The sequence below is a fragment of the Desertivirga arenae genome (assembly GCF_017355785.1).
Lineage (GTDB): Bacteria > Bacteroidota > Bacteroidia > Sphingobacteriales > Sphingobacteriaceae > Desertivirga > Desertivirga arenae.
The window spans coordinates 131,311-154,476 of record NZ_JAFEWE010000008.1 but is presented as its reverse complement, the minus strand read 5'-3'; the positions used below and the strand labels follow the sequence as shown (position 1 = coordinate 154,476).

At 40.1% G+C, this 23,166-nt stretch carries 23 protein-coding genes; 9 read left to right on the top strand and 14 right to left on the bottom strand.

Annotated elements, in window-relative coordinates; all coding sequences use genetic code 11:
• Positions 1-11: 11 nt before the first annotated feature.
• Together J4N24_RS16545 and nagA are read right to left on the bottom strand one after the other, a co-directional pair.
• Entirely contained in the window at positions 12-653 is a 642-nt protein-coding gene (locus J4N24_RS16545) for a hypothetical protein (protein ID WP_207534818.1), read from the bottom strand.
• A 55-nt stretch (positions 654-708) separates the two neighbouring features.
• Positions 709-1,812, bottom strand: coding sequence for an N-acetylglucosamine-6-phosphate deacetylase (nagA, locus tag J4N24_RS16540; RefSeq protein WP_207534817.1), 1,104 nt, complete (start codon positions 1,810-1,812; stop codon positions 709-711).
• 227 nt (positions 1,813-2,039) lie between these two features.
• Between nagA and J4N24_RS16535 the strand changes: the two genes are divergently transcribed.
• Positions 2,040-2,438: a response regulator gene (locus tag J4N24_RS16535; protein ID WP_207534816.1), complete on the top strand. Its 399-nt coding sequence runs from the start codon at positions 2,040-2,042 to the stop codon at positions 2,436-2,438.
• A 342-nt stretch (positions 2,439-2,780) separates the two neighbouring features.
• Here the strand turns inward: J4N24_RS16535 and J4N24_RS16530 are convergent, their stop codons facing one another.
• The 3 genes from J4N24_RS16530 to J4N24_RS16520 form a co-directional block, all read right to left on the bottom strand.
• Complete coding sequence (locus J4N24_RS16530; protein ID WP_207534815.1) at positions 2,781-3,482, bottom strand: SIMPL domain-containing protein; 702 nt, start codon at positions 3,480-3,482, stop codon at positions 2,781-2,783.
• 89 nt (positions 3,483-3,571) lie between these two features.
• On the bottom strand, positions 3,572-4,219 hold the full coding sequence (locus J4N24_RS16525; RefSeq protein WP_207534814.1) for an LURP-one-related family protein: 648 nt from the start codon (positions 4,217-4,219) through the stop codon (positions 3,572-3,574).
• A gap of 482 nt (positions 4,220-4,701) precedes the next feature.
• Positions 4,702-5,751 (bottom strand): helix-turn-helix domain-containing protein, encoded by a 1,050-nt coding sequence (locus tag J4N24_RS16520; RefSeq protein WP_207534813.1) that lies wholly within the window; start codon positions 5,749-5,751, stop codon positions 4,702-4,704.
• 352 nt (positions 5,752-6,103) lie between these two features.
• Between J4N24_RS16520 and J4N24_RS16515 the strand changes: the two genes are divergently transcribed.
• A complete protein-coding gene (locus J4N24_RS16515) occupies positions 6,104-6,418 on the top strand; it encodes an HPF/RaiA family ribosome-associated protein (protein ID WP_207534812.1) in 315 nt (104 codons plus the stop codon).
• A 64-nt stretch (positions 6,419-6,482) separates the two neighbouring features.
• Here J4N24_RS16515 and J4N24_RS16510 read toward each other — a convergent pair whose 3' ends face one another.
• From J4N24_RS16510 to J4N24_RS16480, 7 genes are read right to left on the bottom strand one after another with little or no spacing between them, the layout of a single operon-like run.
• A complete protein-coding gene (locus J4N24_RS16510) occupies positions 6,483-7,499 on the bottom strand; it encodes an AAA family ATPase (protein WP_207534811.1) in 1,017 nt (338 codons plus the stop codon).
• A complete protein-coding gene (gene pnuC / locus J4N24_RS16505; protein WP_207534810.1) occupies positions 7,492-8,121 on the bottom strand; it encodes a nicotinamide riboside transporter PnuC in 630 nt (209 codons plus the stop codon). The genes J4N24_RS16510 and pnuC overlap by 8 nt, the downstream gene beginning before the upstream one ends.
• Positions 8,122-8,129: 8 nt before the next feature.
• The gene (locus J4N24_RS16500) at positions 8,130-9,491 is read right to left on the bottom strand and encodes an AMP-binding protein (protein WP_207534809.1); all 1,362 of its coding nucleotides are present in this window, start codon (positions 9,489-9,491) and stop codon (positions 8,130-8,132) included.
• Positions 9,478-10,050: a hypothetical protein gene (locus J4N24_RS16495; protein WP_207534808.1), complete on the bottom strand. Its 573-nt coding sequence runs from the start codon at positions 10,048-10,050 to the stop codon at positions 9,478-9,480. Before J4N24_RS16495 ends, J4N24_RS16500 begins: the two co-directional genes overlap by 14 nt.
• Positions 10,051-10,062: 12 nt before the next feature.
• Positions 10,063-11,820: a DUF58 domain-containing protein gene (locus J4N24_RS16490; RefSeq protein ID WP_207534807.1), complete on the bottom strand. Its 1,758-nt coding sequence runs from the start codon at positions 11,818-11,820 to the stop codon at positions 10,063-10,065.
• Positions 11,813-12,778 carry a hypothetical protein gene (locus J4N24_RS16485; RefSeq protein WP_207534806.1) on the bottom strand — a complete coding sequence of 322 codons (966 nt, stop codon included), beginning with the start codon at positions 12,776-12,778 and terminating at the stop codon, positions 11,813-11,815. The genes J4N24_RS16490 and J4N24_RS16485 overlap by 8 nt, the downstream gene beginning before the upstream one ends.
• On the bottom strand, positions 12,766-14,511 hold the full coding sequence (locus tag J4N24_RS16480) for an AAA family ATPase (RefSeq protein WP_207534805.1): 1,746 nt from the start codon (positions 14,509-14,511) through the stop codon (positions 12,766-12,768). The genes J4N24_RS16485 and J4N24_RS16480 overlap by 13 nt, the downstream gene beginning before the upstream one ends.
• Here J4N24_RS16480 and J4N24_RS16475 point away from each other — a divergent pair.
• A complete protein-coding gene (locus J4N24_RS16475; protein WP_207534804.1) occupies positions 14,510-15,607 on the top strand; it encodes a GAF domain-containing protein in 1,098 nt (365 codons plus the stop codon). The two genes, J4N24_RS16480 and J4N24_RS16475, sit on opposite strands and share 2 nt — an antisense overlap.
• A 126-nt stretch (positions 15,608-15,733) precedes the next feature.
• Entirely contained in the window at positions 15,734-16,306 is a 573-nt protein-coding gene (locus J4N24_RS16470; protein ID WP_207534803.1) for a hypothetical protein, read from the top strand.
• Positions 16,307-16,444: 138 nt separating this feature from the next.
• Here the strand turns inward: J4N24_RS16470 and J4N24_RS16465 are convergent, their stop codons facing one another.
• Positions 16,445-17,803 (bottom strand): glycoside hydrolase family 88/105 protein, encoded by a 1,359-nt coding sequence (locus J4N24_RS16465; protein ID WP_207534802.1) that lies wholly within the window; start codon positions 17,801-17,803, stop codon positions 16,445-16,447.
• Positions 17,804-17,947: 144 nt separating this feature from the next.
• Between J4N24_RS16465 and xseA the strand changes: the two genes are divergently transcribed.
• Together xseA and xseB are read left to right on the top strand one after the other, a co-directional pair.
• A complete protein-coding gene (gene xseA / locus J4N24_RS16460) occupies positions 17,948-19,438 on the top strand; it encodes an exodeoxyribonuclease VII large subunit (RefSeq protein ID WP_207534801.1) in 1,491 nt (496 codons plus the stop codon).
• Positions 19,416-19,607: an exodeoxyribonuclease VII small subunit gene (gene xseB / locus J4N24_RS16455; RefSeq protein ID WP_207534800.1), complete on the top strand. Its 192-nt coding sequence runs from the start codon at positions 19,416-19,418 to the stop codon at positions 19,605-19,607. The genes xseA and xseB overlap by 23 nt, the downstream gene beginning before the upstream one ends.
• Before the next feature lie 35 nt (positions 19,608-19,642).
• On the opposite strand, the gene J4N24_RS16450 is transcribed toward xseB, so the two are convergent.
• A complete protein-coding gene (locus tag J4N24_RS16450) occupies positions 19,643-20,137 on the bottom strand; it encodes a hypothetical protein (protein WP_207534799.1) in 495 nt (164 codons plus the stop codon).
• A 167-nt stretch (positions 20,138-20,304) separates the two neighbouring features.
• On the opposite strand from J4N24_RS16450, the gene J4N24_RS16445 reads away from it, so the two are divergent.
• The 3 genes from J4N24_RS16445 (at position 20,305) to J4N24_RS16435 (ending at position 23,147) form a co-directional block, all read left to right on the top strand.
• Positions 20,305-21,213: a helix-turn-helix domain-containing protein gene (locus J4N24_RS16445; protein WP_207534798.1), complete on the top strand. Its 909-nt coding sequence runs from the start codon at positions 20,305-20,307 to the stop codon at positions 21,211-21,213.
• 214 nt (positions 21,214-21,427) lie between these two features.
• On the top strand, positions 21,428-22,267 hold the full coding sequence (locus J4N24_RS16440; RefSeq protein WP_207534797.1) for an SDR family NAD(P)-dependent oxidoreductase: 840 nt from the start codon (positions 21,428-21,430) through the stop codon (positions 22,265-22,267).
• Positions 22,268-22,295: 28 nt separating this feature from the next.
• The gene (locus J4N24_RS16435) at positions 22,296-23,147 is read left to right on the top strand and encodes an SDR family oxidoreductase (protein WP_207534796.1); all 852 of its coding nucleotides are present in this window, start codon (positions 22,296-22,298) and stop codon (positions 23,145-23,147) included.
• Positions 23,148-23,166 lie beyond the last annotated feature (19 nt).

The window sequence follows — 23,166 nt, the reverse complement described above, 5'->3', positions numbered from 1 at the left end:
GTTTGAACGACTTATTGGTTCGCTTCTCTTAAGCTCAGATAGGCTTCAGGCAATCTCTTTCCTTTTTCATAAATAACCACAGCCGTGCAGTAGCCTGTATCTTTTGAAAATTCAAAAGCAATCCCCTCTGTTGTATCGTATACTAAGGCAGGGTTGAAGAAGGTATTTCTTTTGAGCTTGAATTCTTTTTCGATTCCAAGCCTCGTGCCTCCAACGCCGTTGCCTTCTTTTGTTTTGAATTGGGGGGAGGTTACTCTGATCTCTTTAACTTTTGCGTCTGGACTATCAATAGGCTGCCTAACCGTGTAAATGCTGGTAGTATGTTTCTTACCTGGAATTCCACCAATCCAAAAAATAACAGCTTTACCCATAGCTGCATCCCCTCCATCTGGTTTTCCTAGCTTCTTTAGAACTTCGCTTGCATTTTCATTGATACTTGTTGATCCGGCGGAAATTCCAGGTACCAATAACCAGGAACCCTTAGCTGATTCTGAGTTGTTATTATCATCGGAAACAGTTCCATTAGAACCATTCCGGGTATCTTTGAAAATACTGCTTAGTTTTCCTGCATCCTGATTCGTCTGATCTGTACAGGAGCCAGAAATAAGAAGGGGGACTATTAGGGACAACAGCAGGTTTCTTAAATTAATCATTTGAATGATCAAGCAAATGATTGGCCAGAAATGTTTTGGTGAGATCAGGAGTGCTTCATTTAACTTGTTTCCCCTTTGAAAATACCGCTTTTATCTGGAATTCCTGATTAAATACGACAAGGTCTGCATCTGCGCCTTCAGTAATTCTTCCCAGATTATCTGCACCAATTACTCTTGCCGGGTAAAGTGTAGCCATTCTTAGGGCTTCCTCCAATGGAATTCCTGCTTGATGGACGCAATTAGCGACTGCTTTCATCATCGTTAGTGAAGATCCCGAAAGAGTACCATCAGGCATAATAAAGCGGTCTTTATCACGGATATGAGGATAAACGCCTGCGCTTTCTTCAACCGCATCTGTTATAAGAAATAATCGCTCACCCATTATTTTCTTGCTCATTTCTAGTGCATTGAAACTAACATGGATACCATCTGCAACTATACTGGAAGAGACCCTTTCTGATTTGAAAATGGCACCTGGAAGGCCAGTCTCCCGATGATTGAAAGGAGACATCGCATTGAATAGATGTGTGGCTGCTTTGATCCCCTGTGAAAAGCCCAGATTTCCCTGTTCGAAGGTGGCATTACTATGGCCTGCAGAAATTACTACATCATTCTTTTTTAGTGTCTCAATAAACTCAACGGGGCATATTTCAGGTGCTACGGTCATCATTTTAACCACCCCACCTGAATTTTCAAGTAAATCTTTAAGTTCGCTTGTATCGGGCTTTCTGACAAACTCAAGCAGATGCGCCCCCCGTTTTACAGGGTTTAAATAGGGGCCTTCAAGATGCAAGCCGAGAACTGCGGGATGAGGATTTTCTTTTGTAACGAGAATGGCCTGGCGAAAAACATCAAGGGAATTTGTAGCAAGCGTGATCAAAAAGGAAGTAGTTCCGGAAGCAAGCAATCCCCCTCCCATTTGATGCAGTGCTTGTACCGATGGTGCGTCTGAAAATAGCACGCCTCCCCCACCATACACCTGAAGATCTATAAAACCAGAAGAAATCCAGCCTCCTTTACAGTCGACCACTTGTGCATCCGATGGAATTTCGTTCTGTTCTACTATTCCCTTAATCTTGCGCCCATCTATAACCAGCACTTTGTTATATATAAACTCTTCTCCCGAAAATATAATTCCATTAATAAAGGCTGTGATCATTCCTGCTTATTTTCCCCTAAAGCTCGTAATAATCATCAAAATATGCACCTTGATTCTTCCCATGAAATTTTCTATGGTGAATTTATCTTAATAGAATGACAAACCTTTTTGTACCCGCCCTCGTACAAGAAGTACTGATTGATTAATAACCGGTCCTAGTTTATCGTCTTCTGAATCTTTTTTTGAATGATGGTTAGCGTACACTTTATATTTACCACGTAGAAAAGATGCACCAAGTAATTCTTATTGATGATGACCCTACTCATCACTTTTTAGCAGATGCGTTAATAAAACACCACAAAGTGTTTGAGAACTATAGGAGCTATATCGATCCAAAGGTTGCCTTGATCGATCTTGTGGATGCTTATTATGGTACTGGACAATTACCAGATATTATTTTACTCGACCTGAATATGCCTGGAGTAAGCGGTTGGGAATTTTTAGAAATGTTTGAAAACATCCGGGCGCTAATCAATAAGGACATCAAGGTTTTTATTGTTACCTCCTCAATTGATCCAAACGACAAGGCTAAGTCTGAATTTTATTCAGCAGTAAAAGGCTACTATTCTAAACCGTTATCTTCTGAAATATTAAAAGCTGTAGCAAGTAGAAGCAGCGAAAAGTAAGTTATCTTGAAACCTTAAGAAATCCACCTTCCTTTTGGGTTTCCTGGTGTAAACTCAGATTTACAGATTTAATATTATTACCTTAATTTTCAGGTAACAATGTGGGTTGATATTTGTGATATAATCGTTCTTTTTATTAATGATCTGAGAGGGCTGTTTAGCCCTTTTAAGCTTTTCTTCAAATAAGGAAAGCGTCCTCAACTTCCATCGAGACAATATACATAAAGCCAAGGCGTTTAACGCAATTAACTCAAGTTCAGGAAATATCATGTAATTTCCTGAACTTACCTGAACTGAGTATGAAAGCTTAACAGTGAATTGAAAGTAATAAATAGAAAATACCTACTTAATTTCGTACTCAGAAATTATTGTCCTTTTAAACTCCATCACTTCCGGTGAAATTTTAAACCCACTACCTCCGTACCCTTTTCCGAAAGTTTGTATTTCTTCATTGGATTTATAGTAGTTCCCATCAGCGCTTCCAGGACCGGCATTACTTAAAAAAACAAGTTTACCTAAAGTAACATTAGCTCTACTGCTCAACTTGGTTGCAGACTGGAAGGCATCATCATAGGCTAAAAGATCTGCTTCACGGAACAGACTGTCTGCCTTGGAATGATCAAATTCTATTCTTGATATACTGCTGATCTTGGTCTCTAGCAATTTTCCTGTCAACTCTGTAAACTTCTTTATATCATGCAATACAAAATCGATCGATTGCTCCGCGTGGTAGCCCATAAAAACATTTGTGCGCCCGTTATATTCATAACTCTTATTGGCGGAAATACTACTTGTTTTTATATCATTCTCCGTTGCTTTAAACTTGTTGAGAATAGTTAGCACTGAGTCGACAGTCTGCTGGGTCATTCTTACTGCATCAACCATTCTTGGTTGCGTGAAGGATACCTGTAGTGTTAGGATGACAAGGTCAGGTTTAGCTCTGATCTTTCCTTCACCTGTGACCCTAATAGTTTCAGGCTGGCGATTACCGCTCCCAGCGCAAGCAGTCAGGAAGAAGCACAAGAGAGATAAAGTATGTTTCATGAAATTAGTTAATTATCAAGATTAATTAATCATTCATTAGCTTAAGAAACAAAATACGGTAAAGGCAGATTTCCAGGCCAGATAAGGCCCTACCCTCTCCTGCGTTCTAGTAATACCATCATCATTAAACCCAGGATGATCCGTTCGCTCTCTGAAGTTTCTATTTCTTCCAGTTTGTCTAGTCTGAATTTCCTTCCAAAGAAAGAAGACTCTTTAGACAGGCGAGCTACAAGCGCTCCCTGTGAATCGGCTACTGTATATTTAGGATGAAAGAAATAACCCGTAAATATTCCTAAAAACGGAACTTCTGCAAGTAGTGCATCAAATACTTTAGTCCAGGGATTCTCTTCCCGAATGTTGAATTCAAGATTCTTACCCTCATCAAAAATCTGATAACTGGCTTTCCATAATGATTTCATGCCTTTTCTACCAACACTTCCCAGAGCCAGGTCATTACCATCTGAGAACGCATAATTAGCATTAAAGTCTATCCAGCGATCCGCTTTTATTTGGTATAATAACTCCGTTTTACTCTCATCTGAATAGATCATAATTGCTTCCTTAAGCTTAAAAAGTTTCTGCCTTACAAAAGCAATAGTTCGACCTGTGGCATCTGTGACTATAAAGTCGTTACCAAAGGTGCCAATTTTAAACTTGAAGGTAACGGGATATTCAATTTTGGAAACGTTAATGCTTGAATTAAAGGTTTTGTTTAAGGTTTGGCTGTCGTTTGTCATACTTCTATTTTATTCGTTAAATATAGAAAAAAAGCAATTCTGCAGAATTTAAAAATTGGAATATTCACGGGGCTGGTAAAAAGAAAAACCTCCGGCTCGTATTATTTAAAACACTTCATGTCGAAGCAATTTCTAATTTGAGGCGGAGGTCATAGGTAGCTGCAGGGCTGCATGTCAAAAGACTTATTGTCTTGACCCTTTTGTTTTTTTCAATTTATGTTTGAATTAGTTTGAGCGCAACTCTTTCAAGGTAGATGTAAGGCTGCGAAATGTCTGGTAGATGTTAAGTATAATTATAAAATTTAAATGCGTTTAATAAATAAGAGACACACCACAAACAGTGTTTTAAACAGATTGTTTTAGATAGATGTCTCCGTTCTTGTTATTACAAATTTGAGAAATAATCTACTCCCAAATTAGTTGGATAAGACATTTTAATGGTTACAAAAGACTTTCTTCTCCTAGACTACTGATAATCAATATTAAAGGTTAGAGGGATTATGTCCAAAATATTTTTTGAAGGCCGCACGGAAGTTACTTTGGTTGTCGTATCCCATCATTAGAGCTACCTCTTTTATCGTTCGTCCTTCATTAAGGAGTTTTTTAGCAACCTTCATCTGTTTTTCCTGATAGTACTGGAACATCGTTACCCCATATGTGGCTTTAAAGATCGTTTTGAGTTTAGTGGGACTTATATTAACAGCAGTTGCAATCCTTTCAATTCCGGGAAAGCTTTGCATTACAGATTGGGTAATAAGATCTTCTGCTCTGGCCAGCAAGCGCCGATCGGATTCGGTAGTTGACACCGCACCAGAATAATCGCTTTTTGAAACTTTGGCAAGAAAACTTGCTATAAGTTGGAGACAAACAATGCTTAGCTGGATGTTTCCTAAGGTCTCATTATTATCCCGCAAATGATTCAATAAGCTATTTGTTAGGTGGTTTCCCTCAGGGATAATATCAGCCCATGTTTTAAAGGTATTATTAGAATCAATAAACTTCTTAAAACTACTAAACTCACTCTCTTTATCCCATTTCAGGTTTTTTTTTAGCCAGTCTTCGTTGAAAGCGATGTTAATAAAAACACCACTATCCCCCGGATTGAAATAGCTGTTCACTTCCGTTCCGGGCTTAGATATTGACCATCCTTGTTTGGGAATGGTTAGTCCGTTTATAGCAATCCCTCTTGTCCTGCTACTATATCTGAAGTGATTAAGAAAGTAATAGTCACAGCGTCCTGTATCTTTAAGTGCTTTTGTTGCTACATGCTTTTTAAAAGTGATCTCTGATACTAATACCCAGAGGCCATCGCCTATTTTCCGGTAATAAAAAGTACCTTCAGAAAATATGCTTTTAGTTTTAATTGTACTAGTGGCGGGATCGTGTTTGGTAAAAGGAACACGTTTCAGAGACTCGACCATTAGTTCTGGCGAATTGGACAAATAAGGAAGCTCAAAGTATCCATCTCTGTAAAACAGGAGGTACTTTCTAAACTCTTTAAACCAGTTATTAATTCGCGTTTGAAAACTCATTAAAATTGGATTGGTTAGGAACGACTAATAGATCAGCAATTTTTCTACGACGGGTTGAAATTATAAAGAATAATTTGATGTTTGAACATATGATTAAGAAGAATGTGAAAAATGATCGCAACTTACTTAATTTTAGATAGCTAAATTTTTCTGTCAACTTACGAAAGTTTATTTCATACGGATTTCCATGTCAATTAAAATTTAAATATTACTTCTGCACTACCACCATATACCGGAGGGTTAAGAAAAGTTACCATTAAGTGTAATATGAAATCATTATAAAATAAATTTAATTGTACATAGAAAAGTTTACTCTCTTATATTGCCTTTTTATTCATTAAAACTTAAAACTATGTTAGTTAGCATCAACACAGATCATCACATTCAGGGAGGTGAAAGACATATAGCGTATTTCTCAGAATTTATAAAAGAAACGCTTAGTCGCTTTAGCACTTACATTACCCGTATTGATGTTCACGTTAGTGACGAGAATGGACCAAAAGAGGGCAAGGATGGAATAAAATGCGTGATTGAAGCAAAATTGGAAAGCTTGAATCCTGTAGTTATAACCAATTTCGCAGATACACCAGAGCTTGCAATAAAAGGAGCAGTTGACCGGTTAAAAGGAAGTCTGGATTCTGTAGTTGGTCGGTTGAAAGAGCATTAAGCTAAAAATTTAACTATTCTTTCAAAATTTATAAGGTTTGCTATTTAAATAATGCCCGTTAGATTTATACGGGCGCTTTTTTTAAGTCCAGAGTAAGCCTGTTATTATTTAAAAGACGATCAATAGCCTGTGCGGCCTTTTCAAATCTTTGACACCAATGGCCTTCAATTTCTATCAATTTAACGTCGGCTTGCTGTAGTATCTCTCTGTGAAAAGTATCCAATCGATTGCGGTCTTCTTCACTTAGCCTTCCTCCATCCTGAACGAATGGCACATCGTTTTTGAGATACAAATAAAGGTCTGCCTTGTTATGATTCAAAAGAGACTCTTCCACTTCCAGATCTTTATTGAACACAAATCTGGAATAGGATCTGGTGATATGAATATCGGTGTCAATTATGATAAGCGGATGGTCACCACCTGTTGCATTTACTATTCTGGTTGAATGCTCATGAGCAACGGAGATAAGATCATCGTAAGAAAAATCTTTGGAATCCTTAATTAAATCCCGGCCAGCTTCCGTAACCAGTGTACACTGATAGTGGTCTGCAAGTTGAGCGGCGAGAGTAGACTTTCCTGTAGACTCTGTTCCAAGGATAACCACCTTAAAAGCTAAATAAGTTCTGGAGGATTTCGGAAGATATTTCCAATTAGATAAAAGGTCTTGTCTTATTGCAGTTGCAGAAACAGGTACGATTTCTCTTTGCCGGTCGAAAGGAATATGTATGATATTCATAAAGGAAGCTACGTAATCGCCATAGGGTTCTGAAGTAACTACTAGGTTATAATCAGGGAACATTTCTTTGAAACGGGCCGACCACAGCTTGGAAACCTCCTGTGAGGATTCTGAAGTATTAGGTAATTCAGATTCCAGGTAATTGAAGATCTGTATGCTTAAATTATCCGCACTACCGAGACTGTTCGCTATCCAGCTTTTCCTTGTTTCTCCATCCACCCCTTCCCTATCGCTGCAACAAATCAGTACAGATAAGAAATCGCATTTAAGCAGGGCAAAGCGTATGAGTGCCTCATGTCCTTTATGAAAAGGTAGAAACTTTCCAAAAACAAATGCCTTAACCATTGATCAGCTGTTTTCTCCAATAATGATACCCGTAAATGGCCATGCCAAGGAACACAAAATATTCTAGTGCTAAAAAATAGATCCCCTTTACGGAATAAAGCACCACACAAATCAGGTCTACTGATATCCAAATGTACCAATTGTCTAACTTTTTCTGAGACAACAAGATGGTAGCAAAAATACTGGCAGTCATAACCAATGAGTCAATGTAGGGAAATGCTGCTGGAATTTTAAAGTATTGTGGCAGGTACAAATGAAGGTTTTGAATCAAATAACCAGCAGGGATTGATAGTACTACTATGAGGAGGATTGTGTTACCAAGAGAACCAAAGCTTAATTTTTTGATAGTGTTCTCCGGGGTTTTCACCTTCCAGTTGTACCAGCCATATAGGGTAACTGTAAGAAAGTAAACCTGTAAAAACATGTCGGCATAAAGCTGGACCTGAAAAAACAAGAGGAATAAAAATACCTCGTTAAGAATACCTGTTGGCCATGTTAGGATATTAACCTTTGAGGCCAGGAATACAGAAATAAAACCGAAGAGGGTGCCGATCAATTCAACATAACTCACGGGATAATTGAGGACAGTAAAGGCAATAGTTTCTATATCAAAAAGACCCATCAGAAGTATTATAAATCAGTTTCAGAAAAGTAACTGGAGTAGGAAACTATTTTGGCAGCAGTTCCATCGCCTACCTTTTCTATTTTAACCTTTACAGGAACGGCGCCAAAGATAGCAAGCAATTCTAAAGTGAGTGTTTCTGTTAGTTCCTCGTTGGTCCAAGCTTCAAAATGTAATGCAAGGCTGGCCTCCTGATGAAGTCTAAAGCCAGCAAGAGGAAACTTCGTCATTCTTCTCGAGATATCAACGGGGTTAATTAATTTTCCTTCCAAGGAATAGAATGTCACCTGTTTACGAGCCTCAAGATCAATTAGGAAAGGTATTCCGTCCTCCATCCTCAAGCTACAATAGTCGCCGGTTCGATATCTTACTAATGAAAGGAAAGGATTATTACCGCCACTTACAACCAGTTCGCCCCTTACTCCTTCTGACAGTACTTCGTCCCGGTCAGGATGGAATATTTCAAGAAATAGATCAGGACGTATAGACCTATGTCTTCCATTTTCCGCAACAGCGATATTCCGGCATTCCGTTAGGGAATAGACATCGAGCACTGGAACATTAAAATAATTTTCCAGCTCCGCCTTTACACCTGCATTTAATTTCATTGCGGAGGAAATTAAAGCTTTAGGTTGAATTTGCGGTTTGAGTTCAAGAAGATCCATAAAGGCAAATGGGTCACCAGTAAGAATTTCAGGGTTGTATTTTTCGAGATACTTGACCCGGTGGGTGGCATCTTTCCAGTCTGCAGTATTTAGATTGATCTTTAAAATGCCCTTTCCTCTTAAGTAGCTTGACAATGAGGCGTAAGTTAAGGTAGATTGCTGGGAACATATTAGCGCTATAGCCACTTTTCTTGCTTTATCGCCAATAGAGATACCATAAAGGTCCAAAATGCTTTGCATTTGAGGAAGCCAGCAGGCCTGGGAAACAGGATCAAAAAGCACGTCCAGTGGAGCTCCAGTGGTTCCCGACGTCTGGTAAACCAATAACTCATTCAAATCCGCCTCTTTCGACACAAAAGCCCAGGGCTGCTTTCTAATATCATCCCTGCTTATGCTGGGTTGATTAAAGAATCCTCCTTTCCTGTTATGGTAGAAGGGCACATTGATAAGACAAGCTTGAAAAAAGGCACCCAGCCATTCTGGAAATTTGCCCTCTGTCCAAAACTCCGTCTTGCCACGAATTTCCAGGGCATAGTTTTCTACCATTGTAAGCGAGTTGGCCGTTAGTCTGTCTCCACTCATAAAATTGAATTTAGGAGCTAAATGGTCCTGCCTCAACTCATTTAACAGACTTAAATCCTGAATTAATGGAAATCGTTCCTTGTCCGACAAAGCTATTTGAGGTCCTTTATTATTCCCTTCCATATACATTTGCTGCTTCCCTGGCTTTCTGTTCGGCCATTTTCCTACGAATTTCCATCATTCGTTCAAATGCCCCGGATGACTCTTTCAGAACCTTTTGCCGTTTTATGGTATCTAGTGCATCCAATCTGTCCTCGGCCTGTATCTGGGTTTCCCTGTCGGTCAGGATCTCGCAACATCGGAGAGCAAGACGCACAAATTCTTCTGTTCGATCTTCATCCTCCAACCATTGCATTTTCTCTACCAGGGGTGCAAGCACAGGTAATTTTTGAAACATAAATAGCCTTATTGCCGGAAGGAGTTCAGGCTTTCCCTCGAAGATTGAATGCGAAAATAGCCAGCAGCCGATTCGAATTGCTGGAATGATATTCCCATCCAGATCATTTAACTCTTTGGTGGATGGAATAGCATTATTATCCAAAAGAAAATCGCCGGATACCATACGGAAACAGTCAGCCACAAGTGCATGAGTATTAATACTTACAGGATTTTCAACTGGTTGTTCCAGAAAAACTTCAGGACAGCCTTTTAAATGAGATAAGAGTGTATACAATTCAACCATAGCTCTTATTTACTAATTGATGGTGCGGTAGTTTTCTACTGAAAAGCTTCTTGCAAAATCAAGTAATTCCTTTTCATTAGTAACATAATAGATCTTCCAACCCATTTTTACTAAACGGGCAGCCTCCTCCTGATGCCATTCTGGATTTGAATGCAGCACAAGCGATCCATGTCCTCCTGCGTTCCTCAGTGCTTTTTCGATGATGGTCCAGTTATCCTCCGGACTTTTAGTTTCTGCAGAAAGCATACTGAATATATCGTCGTCGGTAACGATAACTATATGCGATTTTTCTTTGGTAGGAAATTCAAAGGGAGTATTTAAACGTGCAATTCCGAAGGCGTAACCTGTACCCAGGTAAGAAGTAAGGACAGTTAGTACATCCTTTTCAGAAGTAATATACCCTTCACTTTCTAAAAAACTACCCGGCTCGCCCGAAAGGCAAGCCATTACCTTTGCTCCAGCCCTTAACGCTGAGAGCCCTATTATAGAAGCAGCAAGTACCGGCCAGGAAAATGTGAACCTGGGATTGCCCATAGAACCGGAGCAATCTACTCCAATGTAAACGTTAAGTGGCCTTTCCTTATCTGACTTATCCTCATCAGGGCCATAAACCCTTTTTAGCGTATTGTAGCCGGGAATGATCTCGGGCGAATAGATGGACGACTCGAGCCAGTCTATCTCGTCGATCGAATCTCCAAGATCCCAATTATCTGTCCCTTCTGGTAATGTAAAAGATACAGGCGTGCTTTGCTCAAGAGGAAACTCAACCAAATGAGGCTGAGCAATCTCACGGTAATAATTATTTAAAAGTTCCTGCTCAGTAAGTGACGGATTTATTTTACTTAAAAGATCTATATAGATACTTGGTTCAAGGTAGCGTTGTTTGGGTCCTGTTCCTCCTCGAAGCGAAATTCCTAAACCGCCACCATTTGCTTTCGTGTCATCATCCTTCAACCCGAGGGCTTCCCTTCTTGGATCTACATTACCACTGACGGCTTCATCATCGATCTCTGTAATACCTGCGATTATACCACCATTCATGCCCGCAGTTTCGGCATCCAGGTAGACTATTAATGACTCCCTTGATTTGCGGTAATCTTCATCCTCTAAAATATAAGGGTATACTAAAGCCGTAAACCTTCCAGCCCCATCAAGCCAGTTTTTTGAATAGCTTCTTATTAAAGAGGCTAATAAAGAAGCATCAGCATCAATTTCCTGACTTTCAAAATGAGAAGACATGGTAAGTTCACGACGATTAAGTCGCCATAAATACTCATATGTTCTCATTATCAATGTCCAAAGCTTTGAAAAAGTAACTCCTCGATTAACTTTTATATAAACACTTGCCATATCCAGGCCTTTTGACCGCTGGAGCATATCGTTTATCAAAAAATCCGAATATATATTAGCAACGAAAGCTGTTCTATTCTCGATCCCGGCCAAACCCCACTGTATACGGGATAGCAAGACGGCGTTGTCATGTAAATTTGCCGGGGTATAAATGTGATGACCGATTTCGTGGGCAAGTACCTGAAGTGCATAATCCCCAACCTCAAGTTTCATAACTTCCTGAAGGTCTATTACAATCCGGTGGTCGGTTAAACGTATCATTGCAAAGCTTCCCGCCAACCCCTCTTTTTTTGCCTCTGCTGACGTAAGACACCACACTGGCTCCCTCAGCTTGACAAAAGGGCTCCAAAGGTAACGGGCCTTGTCCCAGTAGGATTGCCAGCTTAGCTTCAGTTGATCCGTTGTTGTTTCGCTATTCATGAGGAATGCTATAGAGGAATAAATAATGAGATGAGCTTCTCGACACAACTAAAGTTGACTTATTTGCAGCTACGGAAGTAACATCATCAAAAGGTATTGGAAAATGTTTCTGTATTTTCCTCAACTGATTCTCCCTTGATTGAAGCGCCTGTTCCTTTATATAATCCGCTGATACTGGAATGTCACTTATCAAGACGGTACCTAAAGCGTCAGCGAAAAGAGCACTACTGGAAACGCCATCTGATGCAACGATAATATTCTCAACAAGAGCAACTAAAGGAGGTTGAATAAAAGCTTTACCATAACCATAAAACCCACCTGCAACTCCTTCAAAACTACCATATTTTTCCTTTCTCCAGCCTAATTCAATCAGGTCTGCTATACGAACATTTTTCACTTCCCCCTGAATAAGCTCCAGCACTTCGCCAGGCAGATCTAAATAAATTTTAGCTGCTTTTTCACGGAGGTGAGCCATGCCACAAGTCCATGCTGCAAAACGACCGTAGTCTAAGAAAAGCTCCACGCTTTTGCATTTTGTTGCAAGGTTCCTCATCAGGTTTAACCAATTCAGAACCTTCTCAGGTTGATGCTGCCGTAGAGATTCGAGAGCTGTGTTTATAGCGTTTAAAATTCTTTGAGGTTGTAGTACCAGTAGTTGAGGAATATGAAGGCAGAGGTTCCAGCCATGCTTATACTCCTCTTCATGAGTTATAGCAAGATTATTTCCTAACAGAGATAAAGAACTAGCATATAACGCTTTAAAAACTTTCGGTAGTGACTCTGGCGCTACTTTATGAACTGCAATTATGAGCGGCTCAACATTTTGGACAATCCACTTGGAAAGCATCATTGAGTTTATGGCGCCCGACTTTAATTCCTGTTGATAATACATTTTATTGTATTCATCAGAAGATTCTTTGAGATATTCAATTAAGGGAGGAAACCTTACCTTTTCCATTGCAGCCAACGTTTATAGTTGCAGTAACGCTGATAGTAATATTTTAGCTTGAGTATGTCGTCTGCACGGTACCCGTATAACTTCTTTTCCTGCGACCATTTATAGAGCTGTTTCTCAATGTCCTGAAGTCGTTTATCCACTTCCCTGAGGCTAACGTTTTCCAGGCCTTGTCTGAACTGTTCGTCAAATATATCCATAGGATCATTACGGTCGAGGTCCATACTCAGGTATTCCTGGCAGGATATATCAAAGATCTTCCTTAACCAAACCACTTTATCTACGCGATATTTTTCATTGCCAGGCTGATCAAAGAAAGGAGATTCTAGATGAGGGGTAAAAGTATCATGCAGCACAAAAGGTAGAATCTGTCGGATGTCTTCAAGTTCCACCGCTTTGTTCCCTCTGAAATAAGCGAGGGCTTTAGAAAAAATTAAAAGTGTTGTTATTTTACGAACAGAAATTCCATTACAGGTTTGAGAGCCAAGATCCTTTACATGATCCTTACCCGTTTCCTGACGGAACAGGGTTTTAAAATCAATTCCTGAAAGTTTTACAGTATCCTTCGTCATATATTCTAGCCGGTCTGACGCTGACTCAAAAAACTCAAACTGTCGGCAGAAGAATTCAATTCGTTTACGAAGTTCGTCAGATATCTTTACAGCCCTTATTTCTCTATTTATTTGATTCAGCTCCTCTTCAGAAAAAATGATCTCTTCCGGGATCATTGCCTCTGGCTTATAGTTCAATTCGATCCGTTTAAGCAAATCATCAATAAAGCGAGTATTAAAATGAAAAGCCCGGATAACAATATCGATCCTGTCTTTTAATGCCTCGATAACCTGGTAAGTCCCTCCCCCGGCATCGTCATTTGCCGTTAAGTACCAGGCGGACGGGGGGCACTCGAAAATCTGATCAAAGATTTCGGCATAGTTATCAGAAAGAACCGTTAAAAGGGCTGATTGAGTTCTGGTTGGAATCCGGTTGTATTCATCAATAATTTTAACATTCATGCCCAGCCATTTTCTCCAAGCGATCCTGATATCCGAAGTTTTTTCAGCCTTAACCATATCCGAGGGCAAAGGGTGACCTAAAAGATCGGCAATCGTCATTTGCGGCTGGCCGTGTTGAATTGCCCGCATTACATCCGTTTTTGAGTATCCAGCCAGTAATCCCATCAAAATACAGGTTGCTGTTTTCCCTCTTCCAGGACCACCAACAATAAGGCATTTGCCTCTCACAATTAAGTTTAAAAGTGGCACTAAAACACAACTGGAATAACTTTGCCCTTTTGGTAGGCTCAGTTGCACTTTACTATCCCCAAAACTAAATTGCTTTGGATCTCCATCGTCATACTCGATATCGTAAAACGGACTTATAATAGCGGTATTGCTTATCCAGAAATAAGCCTGACGGAGCTTCTCATCCAATCCCGTTGACTTCTCCTCCTCGCTGGAATTCTCTTCGCCAGAATACAGGTCCTTAATATTAAACCTTTCAGGCGCAGCAGCTTCATGAGGATTCGTTGGAGCCGAGGGTACTTTTTGAAAAAAACCTAATGTCTTATTTAGAAAATCCATAGTTAAGGTGTTCGGATAATAAGCTAAAGTAAAAGAAAAATCTGGTGGAGTTATAGCAAGTAACTGGCAAATTTCAACTATTTCAATCAGGGTAAACTTTTTACTTATAAAATTAGTATAAGCATTATTGTAATAAAATCTACGATGTAAAGGCATGATTCAAGCTGAAAAAGAACAGAAACGACTTGAGCAGGTAAAACGGTTTATTGGCAGAAATTTCGAGGTAGAGCGTGAACTCACAGCAATTGTACAGCTAGCAGCTGAAGTTTGTAGAACGCCTACCGCTTTGATTACATTCCTTGATTCTGATACACAATACATCCGTTTTAAACATGGCTTTAATTTCGATACGACATCCAGGCAAGATTCGTTTTGCAGACATGTGGTGGATGATGAAACATTTATGGTGGTAGAGGATGCGAAAAAAGACGAGCGTTTTGCTTTAAATCCTTTGGTAACAGGTAATCCTCACATACGATTCTATGCTGGAAGTCCCTTAACCACATCAGAAGGCTTTCATTTAGGTAGTCTGTGCGTTATTGATCAACTTCCGGGCGAATTGACCCGGTTGCAGAAGAAGACATTAGAAATGCTTTCAAAACAAGTGGTCTACCTTCTTGAACTTGATGAGAGCTTGAAGCTGATCCGAGAGCAGCTGGACGAGGCCCGTCGCAAAGAAAATGAGCTAAGATCCTTTTTCGAAAGTTCTATAGATAATCACCTCTTAATATCCCGTGATTTCGAAATACTGGCGTTCAATAAAACCTGGGCTCGTTTTGTTAGAGAGCTGAACGGGATGATACCGGAAAAGGGAAAATTACTTACCCTTTATTTTCCTGCTGAAGATTATGGAAAGTTTTACCTCGACTGCAAGAAGGCACTTGGAGGAACGGCAGTCTTTGACGAAATTAATTTAGAAGTAGGCGGTAGCGATCTTTGGTATTTGCTTAAAATCGAACCTGCATTTAATGCAGAGGGAGAAATATTCGGGTTGTCTGTAAACTTCTCGGATATTACCTCAAAAGTGAAACACGAAAAGCTTTCCCAGCAAAAGAGCGATTCGTTGGAAAGCATCGCATTTATTCAGGCTCATGAACTTAGACGTCCGGTTTCCTCCATCCTCGGAATAGTGTCTTTAATGAAAGAGACAGAAGCTTTTAGAAAATCCGATGAACTAGGTTTACTGGAGGCAGCAACAGAAGAACTTGATGGGAAAATTCATGAGATTTTAGGTCGGACGAATATGAAGTAGCAGACATTTTTTAAGGTACCTTTTATTAAAGCGGATGAGGTTGAGCTACCATGATTTTATAATTATCTACGTGATTAAACCAAAAGCCTCTGCCCCCCTCTAAGGAACAGCAGCGATATTTTAATTATGAAAAATCTTTTCTATTTATTAGCCTTTGCAGCAGGTATACAAGCTTGCGCATCAAAACAAGAACTGCCTGCCACTTCTTATTCTCGCTCAGAATCTCGTATTAACCAGCGGAAGCTTGGTAATATTGCTGAAAATGAGAAGAACATAAGGTTACGAAAGCTTGCCCTTCAGAAACTCACCAATCAACGAGAGTTAGGGAATATTGCCGGAACAGAAACGAATGAGCGACTAAGGAAAATTGCCATAGAAAAGCTAACCAATCAGCGGGAATTGGGTAAGGTTGCCCAACATGAACAGAGTAAGCAATTGAGGAAGCTGGCTATTGAAAGACTTACTAATCAGCGGGAATTGGGTAAAGTAGCTGAACGTGAGAATGAAAGAAAATTGCGACGGCTAGCCATTGAGAAACTTACTGACCAGCGCGAATTAGGAAATGTAGCTGAAAATGAAAAAAACACACAACTAAGGAAACTGGCCATCAAAAAGCTTACTGATAAAAAAGAGCTGGCAAAAGTTATAGAAAAGGAACAAAAGAACTCGCTTAGAAAGATCGCATTAAAAAAATTATAGAAGTGTTATAGAAATTTTATCAGCTAGCACTATCGATTTACCACTCTTAAAGTTTAACCAAAGCGAGGATTAAGATAAATAAGGAATGGGGTGATCCTGCTACCCTACTGGATCACCCTTCGAAGTAATTAATGGATCTTACTTTCTCCGCTCGTATTCCAAACTTGCCAGAATAAATGGACCAACAGCTTTTCCTTCGTTTTGTGTAACCGTGACATCTTTACCGCATAAGTAATAGTTCACTGTTCCTGTTCTTGACATGTCTTTTGCGGGACCTAAACCAGCTGAGGCGCAAGACTGAATAATATCAAGCTCACCATTCACCCCCTCCCTGATGAAGTTTGTTAGTAATCCATTGTAGGCCTTCTCTGCCACGGACATAAATTCCGACCTGTTTAATACTCCCAGACGAATCCCTTTGAAATAAGCATAGGTGAACATAGAAGATGCTGAAGATTCAAGGTAATTGCTCTTATCACAGTTATTAACATACTCACCGTTAATAAAATCGCCCTTACCATCTGCCCTCTTGCGCTCATCGTATTGCAGCAACTGATACCAGTTACCACTTTGTTTATCTTGATGACGGGCCAAACCTTTGGCTACCTGATTCGTAATTTGAGTTAAAGCAGAATAATCAGGATGATCTTTAGGCATTTGTTCCAGCACATCAACTAATGCTGCGAAGAACCACCCCATCCCTCTACCCCAAAATTCAGGAGAGCAACCTTTATACTCGCCATCTTTCCTTGCCCAGAAAGAATCTTCATTCTGAGGATCTGCGCTCCAGGCATGGTAATTAAGTTGTTTAGCTTTATCATAAGTGTGCTCGTTAAGGATCTTAAATTGCAGGGCAATATCCGACCATGACTTATAATTTTCCTCCCGGCTTTCCAGAATACCAAAAGTTCCCTGCCAACCGGCATATAAGGCCGGCCCCATGTAAAGTCCGTCCAGCCACATTTGATTAGGATACTGGGCTTTATGAAAAAAACCGCCAGTGCCCGGCTTTCCCGAACCAATACGGCTATGCTGATACTTGAGCTTATTCCTCAGAAATGTTGCACAATTCTTATAACGTTCAGCATCGGCCTTATTTCCTTTCTTCAGCTCGGTTTGATAAAGCGTGAAAAATATTTTTCCTGCCGCCAGATCATCAATATTACTTGCACCTACAGCTACCGTGTCTTTTCCCTGGAGACAGTGGTCGGCATACGCTTTGACAACCTGATAGTATTCTTCCTTCTCGGGATACTGCTCCCAGGCTTTAATCACACTAAATGCAACTAAACCAGGAACATAATCCCAATGGGCTTTTACCAACTGCTGCTCGGAGCGATTTGTGTTAAAAGTTTTCAAAGCCCGTCGTTCTACCATTTGTTGTGAGTACTTAATACTGCTGGTTCTCTTTTTATGGATGCTTGCACAGGAAAAGAGAAAACTAGCAGAAATAATTAAAAGAACTTTAGATACCTGGGAGTAATATTGTATTTTCATTGAACCTGGTTATTTGAAGAAATTAGTATTGGTTACATTTCCGTAGGGCGAAGATGCGTAATTATATTTTTGCCTGATAATACTGTATTAAGAATTTGGTTAACAAAACCGTGACGAATTCGGCTTATCTTTGCCAAACAAAGCATGGCAGTATCCTACATCTCCCTAAAGCAACTCCTCACTCAGGTTCAGAATACGTTACGAGAACGTTTTCCCGCTTCCTATTGGGTAAAAGGAGAAGTTGCTGGTGTGCGAAAAATCGGAAGCCATGTTTACTTTGATCTGATTGAACTGGAAAAGGGAGCTAAGGTAGCGCAGATCAGAGCCTGTGCTTTTATGGGAGAAGGAACCATGGCTATCACTGGTTTTGAAAAAGCAACCGGTCAAAAATTTGCAGAGGGAATTAAGATCGGGGCCCGTGTAACCATCAATTATCATCCAGTTTATGGTTTGAGTCTTGTCCTTTGCGAAATTGACGCTGAACTTACGCTAGGGGGTATTGAATTACAAAGAAAGGAAACCCTTAAAAAGCTTCTGGCGGAGCACCCTCAAATCATTCAGTTTCAAAACGGAAGCTTCATTACGCCAAACAAGCTTTTGCCTCTGCCCAGAGTTATTCAACGAATTGCTCTAGTTACCTCGGCAAGCTCTGATGCTTATTCTGACTTCAGTCATTGTCTGGAAAGCAATGAGTTAGGTTATAAGTTTCAGATAGACCTGTACAATGTTTTGGTGCAGGGTTACGGTGCCCAGTCCTCATTATACGATGCATTTAGCAAAATAAGAGTCTCCAATAAAGCATACGATGCAGTGGTGCTTACTCGTGGCGGTGGCGCTCCTGCAGATTTTCTTCCTTTTGATGATTATCACTTAAGCCTGGCGCTAGCCTCATTCCCTGTTCCTGTAATCACAGGAATTGGTCACCATATGAATCAGGGTATTTGCGATTTCTTTGCCAGGATCCATACAAAGACACCAAGTATTGCTGCCCAGTTTATTATAGATCATAATCATAATTTCGAGAGACAAATAAAAATGCTTGCCGGGAACATACATACCAAGGGACAGGAATTATTATCCCGGAGTAACCGGAACCTGCACCTAATCGAGGAGGGACTGGTACGATCAGCTAAGTATGAACTTAGCCGCCGGGAACTAGGTCTCGATCGAAAAGCTGAGCAAATAACAGGGTGTGCAAAACGATTGCTGAACGGTTCGGAACAGAATTTGAAATCAAGACAATACAACTTGAATAATAAAGCAAGAGGAATTCTTCACAGCCACGAGAAAGATGTCCAGGAGAAAGTTATAAGGATGGGATATCGGGTACAGCAGTTGCTTAAAGAAGAAAAACAAAAGGTCACCTTGCTCCAAACACAAGCAGTGATGGCTATTCCGCGCCTATTAAGCAGTCGGCAGAAAGAACTAGAGCGCTTAGGCGAGGGAATAGCTGGTGCCAGTCCTGAGAAAATACTTAAGAGAGGCTATGCTTTATTAAGAAAAGATGGCCGGATATTAGATTCTTCAGGTACACTAACACCGGGAGAACAAATTCAAATCATTACTCATAAGACACTGATTAATACAGAAGTTAAAAATACCGAAGAATACAATGGAAGAGAATTTGAGCTATGATACTGCCTACAAAGAACTTGAGCAGATCTATCTGGATATCAATAACGAACAAGTATCTATAGATGAACTTGCAACGAAAGTAAAACGTGCCTCTGTACTTATAAATTTCTGTCAGCAGAAACTTAAGAATACAGAAGAAGAAATTAATGGGATTCTTGGCGGTATGTAACTACCCTAATAGCTTCTTTAAACTAAAAGAAGCTATTAGGGTAAGCAGGCATCTGTTCTCGTTAGTTCAATAGATTGATCAAATTTAACTGCAGCTGTATCAACAAACACGTCTTTTCCTCCTTCGGACTTTATATTACCATAACCTTCAATAAAGCCTTTAGCTGTTTTTTTGAAGATCACTTGTCGCTGTGATGTAGCCCCTTCCGACTGGAAAGTATAGTCTGCTAGTAATACATCATTAATAAAGGTTCCAGTAAATGTTCCCCTTGACCTATCTTTTTCAAAAAAGTTGTAGAGTAAGCTTCCTTCAACATTCGATTCATTTACCGCCGTTATTGCTAGCTGGAAAGTATCTCTCTTTAACACGCCAATATAACAGCCTTTTAAGGGCTCGTCCTCAACCTTCGTTCTATCCTCATTAGATGTTTGCACGCTATCACTGGCCGCTGTCGTTTTACTGGTATTATTGCAGCTACTCATCACGCCAGCTAAAAGCAAGATAAATGCTATGTTCTGAAGTTTTTTCATAATCTATTAAGGCAAACAGTTTTCTTAGGACAATGTTCGTTCAAACTGATTGTTTGAATTTCGCAAGTCATTATGTGAATTATACAATTGAAAATGAAATTATCATAATAACTTTAAACTGTTGCAGGATCTGCATATTTTAGAACTTTAGGCTCATGAATTTATCTATGAAAACAGAGACAATTGAAGACTTTTACAGGATTAAGTTCGATCGATTACCGGGCAATTTGCACCAGGAGACCGGGCACTTCAATGTTTTCAGGTTGGAAGACTGTCATGGCCCTAATGCTCGTCCCGTAAATTATAGTCGTCGCGATTTTTACAAGGTCAGCCTGATCAGAGGAAGGAACAGGTACCACTACGCTGATAAGAGTGTGGAAATAGCTGGTTCTACCCTTATGTTTTTCAATCCCAATATTCCATACACCTGGGAATCTCTTTCAGAAGATAAAACAGGTTTCTTCTGCATTTTCTCCAAATCATTCTTCACGGAAAAAATAAGAGGTGGTCTTAGTGATCTGCCTATGTATGCTCCCGGAGGAAGTCCCGCTTACAAACTTGATGCTCAACAAGACGAGCACGTAAGTTCAATATTCCTTAAAATGCTGGAGGAGATTAATTCAGACTATGCCTTTAAGATGGATTTGATAAGGAACTATGTTACAGAATTAACTCATTTTGCGTTAAAGTCCCGGCCTACAGAAACCTTATATCACCACCCTGATGCTAAATCTCGCATAACGGCAGTGTTCACGGAATTGCTGGAAAGACAATTTCCAATTGAAAGCCCTGGGCAGCGCTTAACCATGCGTTCTGCAAAAGATTACGCCGAGCAACTGGCCGTGCATGTGAATCATTTGAACCGGGCAATTAAGGAATCGACAGGAAAAACAACCACACATTTAATTGCTGAGCGATTAACATCTGAAGCAAAGGCTTTATTAAAACACACCAACTGGAATATCTCTGAAATAGCCTATTCGCTCGGATTTGAAGATCCGGCACACTTTAATAATTTCTTCAAGAAACACACCTTATTAACTCCCAGCAGCTTCCGTAACGGGCAAGCTGCATAAACACCTATATCAATCGTTTCCTCAAGCGGTAATCTCCTTTAATTAGGTTGAAGAATTTTAGCAGTAGAGATCCTCTGTTGCCTGGACTTCTTTAGCTCAAGGCAGCAGTTTCTACACTTTTATTCCTGGTGTTTGAATTTCGCAAGTATCTCGTTGAATCTCACAATTTGTTCCTTCTTACGCAGACTAACTTTGAACTATCAAAAAATCAAACATGGAAAGCAAAAAAATATGGTTTATTACAGGAGCTTCAAAAGGCTTCGGACTTAGCCTGGTAAGGCAACTATTAGAAAAGGGACAATTAGTAGCAGCCACCTCAAGGAGCCTGGAAGACCTTAAACAGGCCGTGGGTACAGATTCTTCATCCTTTCTTCCACTTCAGGTTGATCTTGGAAATGAACGGAGTGTGAAAGACGCCATTGCCAAGACGGTAGATACCTTCCAAAGAATAGATGTAGTAATTAACAATGCAGGTTATGGAATTGGAGGAAGTATTGAGGAATTAAGTGATAAGGAAAGCAGGGACAGCTTTGACATTAATGTGTTTGGCACCCTCAATGTAGTGAGGCATGTAATGCCGGTAATGAGGAGCCAGAGGTCAGGACATATATTTAACGTCTCTTCTATTGCAGGATTTTCAGCAACAACGGGCTGGGCTATGTATGCAGCTACCAAGTTCTCTGTAGTTGGTCTTACTGAAGTGTTAGCCGAGGATGTCAAAGAATTTGGTGTAAAGGTTACCATAGTAGCACCAGGTGCATTCAGAACCAGTTTCCTCACTAAAGAGTCTTTGGTCCTACCTGAATGCCCCATAAATGAATATCAAAGTGTGCGCGCCTCTCATCAAAAATACCTTCAGATGAATGGTCAACAGTCTGGAGATCCAGAAAGAGCAGCAGCAGCAATTATACAAACAGCTGAAGAGCCAGAGCCTCCTTTGTACCTTCTGCTGGGTGAAGACGCTTACAACAGGGCAATGCGTAAACTAGAATTCCTGAGGGAAGAATTCAAATTGGGCGAAGAACTTGCACGCTCAATGGCATATAACGGATAAAATCAAACGGATCTTAAAAAACAATATAATGGAAACTAATAAAGTATGGTACGTAACAGGTGCATCCAAGGGATTGGGACTAAGCCTGGTTAAACAATTATTGAATAAAGGACATAAGGTAGCAGCAACTTCAAGGAAATTAGAAGATCTTCAAAAAGCGGTTAGCCCCGAGTCGGAAAATTTTCTACCACTTGCAGTAGACATTAGATCAGAAGCGAGTGTAGAAGATTCCATTACAAGAACAATAAGCAAATTTGGAAGATTAGATGTTGTAGTAAACAACGCAGGTTACGGTTTAGTGGGTAGTTTAGAAGAACTAAGTGACCAGGAATCACGTGAGAACTTTGAAGTTAATGTGTTTGGTCTCCTTAATGTAGTTCGCAAGGCGTTACCACAGTTAAGAGAGCAAAAAGCCGGACACATTATCAACATTGCTTCTATTGCAGGATTTAGTGGCCTGTTCCCAGGTTTTGGAATTTATTGTGCTACTAAATTCGCTGTTCATGGTCTTACAGAGTCGCTCGCTGCTGAAGTAAAAGGTTTTGGTATTAACACCACGTTGGTTTCGCCAGGCTACTTCAGAACTGATTTTCTTACAAGCGGCTCCTTAAGCACTCCTGCAAACCCTTTGGATGCTTACAAGGAAGTGCGCGAGACACAACAAATGCACCAGGAACATATCAACGGAAACCAACCCGGCGATCCGGAAAAAGCCGTTGAGGTAATTATTAGAGCGAGCGAAAGCACTAACCCTCCATTACATCTGTTCCTTGGGGAAGATTCATACCAGTTGGCACAGGATAAAATCAGACTGCTTAACAAGGATCTGGAAGACTGGAAGGATTTGGCAACGAATACAAGTTTTGAGCTGGTTAAATAACAATCCAGAAGTCTGGGCG

Coding starts and splice junctions, on each gene's coding strand:
- J4N24_RS16545 (WP_207534818.1), bottom strand. CDS start 653: ATGATTAATTTAAGAAACCTGCTGTTGTCCCTAATAGTCCCCCTTCTT.
- nagA (WP_207534817.1), bottom strand. CDS start 1,812: ATGATCACAGCCTTTATTAATGGAATTATATTTTCGGGAGAAGAGTTT.
- J4N24_RS16535 (WP_207534816.1), top strand. CDS start 2,040: ATGCACCAAGTAATTCTTATTGATGATGACCCTACTCATCACTTTTTA.
- J4N24_RS16530 (WP_207534815.1), bottom strand. CDS start 3,482: ATGAAACATACTTTATCTCTCTTGTGCTTCTTCCTGACTGCTTGCGCT.
- J4N24_RS16525 (WP_207534814.1), bottom strand. CDS start 4,219: ATGACAAACGACAGCCAAACCTTAAACAAAACCTTTAATTCAAGCATT.
- J4N24_RS16520 (WP_207534813.1), bottom strand. CDS start 5,751: ATGAGTTTTCAAACGCGAATTAATAACTGGTTTAAAGAGTTTAGAAAG.
- J4N24_RS16515 (WP_207534812.1), top strand. CDS start 6,104: ATGTTAGTTAGCATCAACACAGATCATCACATTCAGGGAGGTGAAAGA.
- J4N24_RS16510 (WP_207534811.1), bottom strand. CDS start 7,499: ATGGTTAAGGCATTTGTTTTTGGAAAGTTTCTACCTTTTCATAAAGGA.
- pnuC (WP_207534810.1), bottom strand. CDS start 8,121: ATGGGTCTTTTTGATATAGAAACTATTGCCTTTACTGTCCTCAATTAT.
- J4N24_RS16500 (WP_207534809.1), bottom strand. CDS start 9,491: ATGGAAGGGAATAATAAAGGACCTCAAATAGCTTTGTCGGACAAGGAA.
- J4N24_RS16495 (WP_207534808.1), bottom strand. CDS start 10,050: ATGGTTGAATTGTATACACTCTTATCTCATTTAAAAGGCTGTCCTGAA.
- J4N24_RS16490 (WP_207534807.1), bottom strand. CDS start 11,820: ATGAATAGCGAAACAACAACGGATCAACTGAAGCTAAGCTGGCAATCC.
- J4N24_RS16485 (WP_207534806.1), bottom strand. CDS start 12,778: ATGGAAAAGGTAAGGTTTCCTCCCTTAATTGAATATCTCAAAGAATCT.
- J4N24_RS16475 (WP_207534804.1), top strand. CDS start 14,510: ATGATTCAAGCTGAAAAAGAACAGAAACGACTTGAGCAGGTAAAACGG.
- J4N24_RS16480 (WP_207534805.1), bottom strand. CDS start 14,511: ATGCCTTTACATCGTAGATTTTATTACAATAATGCTTATACTAATTTT.
- J4N24_RS16470 (WP_207534803.1), top strand. CDS start 15,734: ATGAAAAATCTTTTCTATTTATTAGCCTTTGCAGCAGGTATACAAGCT.
- J4N24_RS16465 (WP_207534802.1), bottom strand. CDS start 17,803: ATGAAAATACAATATTACTCCCAGGTATCTAAAGTTCTTTTAATTATT.
- xseA (WP_207534801.1), top strand. CDS start 17,948: ATGGCAGTATCCTACATCTCCCTAAAGCAACTCCTCACTCAGGTTCAG.
- xseB (WP_207534800.1), top strand. CDS start 19,416: ATGGAAGAGAATTTGAGCTATGATACTGCCTACAAAGAACTTGAGCAG.
- J4N24_RS16450 (WP_207534799.1), bottom strand. CDS start 20,137: ATGAAAAAACTTCAGAACATAGCATTTATCTTGCTTTTAGCTGGCGTG.
- J4N24_RS16445 (WP_207534798.1), top strand. CDS start 20,305: ATGAAAACAGAGACAATTGAAGACTTTTACAGGATTAAGTTCGATCGA.
- J4N24_RS16440 (WP_207534797.1), top strand. CDS start 21,428: ATGGAAAGCAAAAAAATATGGTTTATTACAGGAGCTTCAAAAGGCTTC.
- J4N24_RS16435 (WP_207534796.1), top strand. CDS start 22,296: ATGGAAACTAATAAAGTATGGTACGTAACAGGTGCATCCAAGGGATTG.